The organism is Acidovorax sp. SRB_24 (genome assembly GCF_012931925.1).
Genome location: NZ_MWOM01000085.1, coordinates 12,393 through 14,833 on the forward strand (window position 1 = coordinate 12,393; position 2,441 = coordinate 14,833).

A 2,441-nucleotide genomic window follows, 5' to 3' on the forward strand; every position below is an offset into this window, starting at 1 on the left:
GCCCGCTGGATCCAGGAAGAGACCACGGCGCGCCTGACCCGCTTTCGCGACCACGTCACGCGCGCCGAGGTCTTTCTGACCGACGTGGCCGCCGGCAAGACCGGCGCCAACGACAAGCGCTGCCGCATCGAGGCGCGGCCCGCCGGGCGCCAGCCCGTCACCGTGACGGCCGATGCCGACAAGGTGGCCGACGCCTTCACGGGCGCGGTCGACAAGCTGGTGCGCGCGCTCGACACCGACCTGGGCCGCGCCAAGGACAAGAACGCCCGCGAGACCATCCGCACGCAGGAGGAGTGAGCGCCGCGCCGGCGCGCGCATGCTCATGCATCGAGAGCTGCCAGCGCTTGACCGTCAAGCGTTCACGGCTCTTTTTGCAGGTATTTGATGGGCGGCGCCGCAACCTGCGCCCCGTTGCGGTCCAATCGCGCGATGGACCCCACACACGACACCGACCAGCGCCTGACCGAGCTGGAAATCAAGGCCAGCTACAGCGACGACCTGCTGGAGCAGTTGAACCTGCTGGTCTACCGCCAGCAACAGCAGATCGACGCGCTGCTGCAGGAAGTGCAGCGCCTGCGCCACCAGATGCCCGAGGGCGGCAGCGCCGCGCCGCGCAACCTGCGCGACGAACTGCCGCCGCATTACTGAAACGCAGGGCAGCGCCCCGGGGCGGACGCTGTGGCCGATCAGGCGGCGCTGAGCGCGCCGGCCTGGGTGAGCTTCTCGGCCACGAGCAGCTGGCGCATCTCGGCCCGGCCCATGATGCCGAGCTCTTCGGCGGTGACTGCGATGGTCTTGCCGCTGGCCATGGCGGCCTTGGCGATCGAGGCGGCCTTTTCGTAGCCGATGATCGGGTTCAGCGCCGTCACCAGCGTGATCGACTCGGCGATGCGCAGGTCGAGCAGCGCGTGGTTGGCCTCGATGCCCTCGACGCAGTTGACCTGCAGCGTGCGGCAGGCGCTCGCCAGGTGCGTGAGGCTCTTGTGCAGCGCCCAGCCCATCAGCGGCTCGAACGCGTTGAGCTGCAGCTGGCCGGCTTCGGACGCCATGGTGATGGCGACGTCGTTGCCGATCACCTCGAAGCACACCTGGTTCATCACTTCCGGAATCACCGGGTTGACCTTGCCCGGCATGATCGACGAGCCGGCTTGGCGCGCGGGCAGGCGGATGTCGCCCACGCCGGCCTGCGGGCCCGACGAGAGCAGGCGCAGGTCGTTGCTGATCTTCGAGAGCTTGCTGGCGATGCGCTTCAGGATGCCCGAGATGTCGACGAAGGCGCCGGTGTCGGACGTGGCCGCGATCATGTCGGCCGCCGCGGTGACGGGCACGCCCGAGAGTTCGGCGAGCTTGGGGATCACGGCGTCCACGTAGCCCACGGGCGCGTTGATGCCGGTGCCGATCGCCGTGCCGCCGAGGTTCACCTCGGTCATCAAATAGGCCGATGCGCGCAGGCGCTTTTCGTCGTCGGCCACCATGCTGGCAAACGCTGCGAATTCCTGGCCCAGCGTCATCGGCACGGCGTCTTGCAGCTGCGTGCGGCCGATCTTCAGGGTGGCGGCGAATTCGCGCGCCTTGCCCTCGAAGGCGCCGCGCAGGCCCGCCAGGGCCTGGAGCAATTCCTGGATGCCGAACCAGGTCGCGAGCTTGAGCGCTGTGGGGTAGGCATCGTTGGTGCTTTGCGAGGCGTTGACGTGGTCGTTCGGGTGGAGCACGTCGTAGCGGCCTTTGGGCAGTCCCAGGTGCTCGAGGGCACGGTTGGCGATCACCTCATTGGCATTCATGTTCGTGGAGGTGCCGGCGCCCCCCTGGATGACGTCGACGACAAACTGGTCGTGCAACTGGCCGGCAATCAGGTCGTCGCAGGCCTGGGCGATGGCACTGGCCTGGGTGGCGTTGATGGCGCCGAGCTGCAGGTTGGCGTGGGCTGCGGCTTTCTTGACAAAGGCAAAGGCGCGAATGAGTTCGGGCATCTGGGCCACTGTGTGGCCGGTGATCGGAAAATTCTCCACCGCGCGGGCGGTGTGGACCCCCCAGTAGGCCGCGGGGGGGATGGTCTTGACTCCGATGAAGTCGCTTTCTTGGCGCATGGATCTGCTTTCGTGGACGGAAAACCGCAATACAAGGACAAACGCCGCCCGGTCACAGGCGGCGTTGGGAGGTCGGGCCAGCAGGTGCGGTGCGCAGCCTTGTGGGCCGGCCGCACGCGTGGCAACGCCCTGTGCCATGGGTCTGCAGCGCAAGCCCATGGCACAGGGCGTGTGCATGCATTATCGCGGCGCGCCTGCATAAAGTCCATAGTTTTGCGCATAACGCGGTCGGGGCACGGCGCGCCCGCCTCCGCCGTGCCCGCCTCCGCCGTGCCTGCGGCGGTCGCGCGGACCGCTCAGCGCGGCCTGCGCTGCAGCCGCGCCAAGCGTGCGCGGCGCCAGCGCAGCAGCGCG

Annotated in this window: 3 protein-coding genes; 2 read left to right on the forward strand and 1 reads right to left on the reverse strand. The window is 68.5% G+C overall.

Features of this window, described 5'->3' with window-relative positions:
* Positions 1–297, forward strand: a 297-nt coding sequence (locus B2J89_RS19100) for an HPF/RaiA family ribosome-associated protein (RefSeq protein ID WP_169170505.1), incomplete at its 5' end; no start/stop codon positions are given.
* 132 nt (positions 298–429) lie between these two features.
* Positions 430–648 carry a SlyX family protein gene (locus B2J89_RS19105; RefSeq protein ID WP_169170506.1) on the forward strand — a complete coding sequence of 73 codons (219 nt, stop codon included), beginning with the start codon at positions 430–432 and terminating at the stop codon, positions 646–648.
* Between the two features lie 38 nt (positions 649–686).
* Here B2J89_RS19105 and B2J89_RS19110 read toward each other — a convergent pair whose 3' ends face one another.
* Positions 687–2,087, reverse strand: a complete 1,401-nt coding sequence (locus B2J89_RS19110) for an aspartate ammonia-lyase (protein ID WP_169170507.1) — start codon at positions 2,085–2,087, stop codon at positions 687–689.
* Between the last annotated feature and the right edge of the window lie 354 nt (positions 2,088–2,441).

Bases quoted from the DNA above. Each gene is read 5' to 3' on its own strand.
- B2J89_RS19105 (WP_169170506.1), top strand. From the start codon at position 430: ATGGACCCCACACACGACACCGACCAGCGCCTGACCGAGCTGGAAATC.
- B2J89_RS19110 (WP_169170507.1), bottom strand. From the start codon at position 2,087: ATGCGCCAAGAAAGCGACTTCATCGGAGTCAAGACCATCCCCCCCGCG.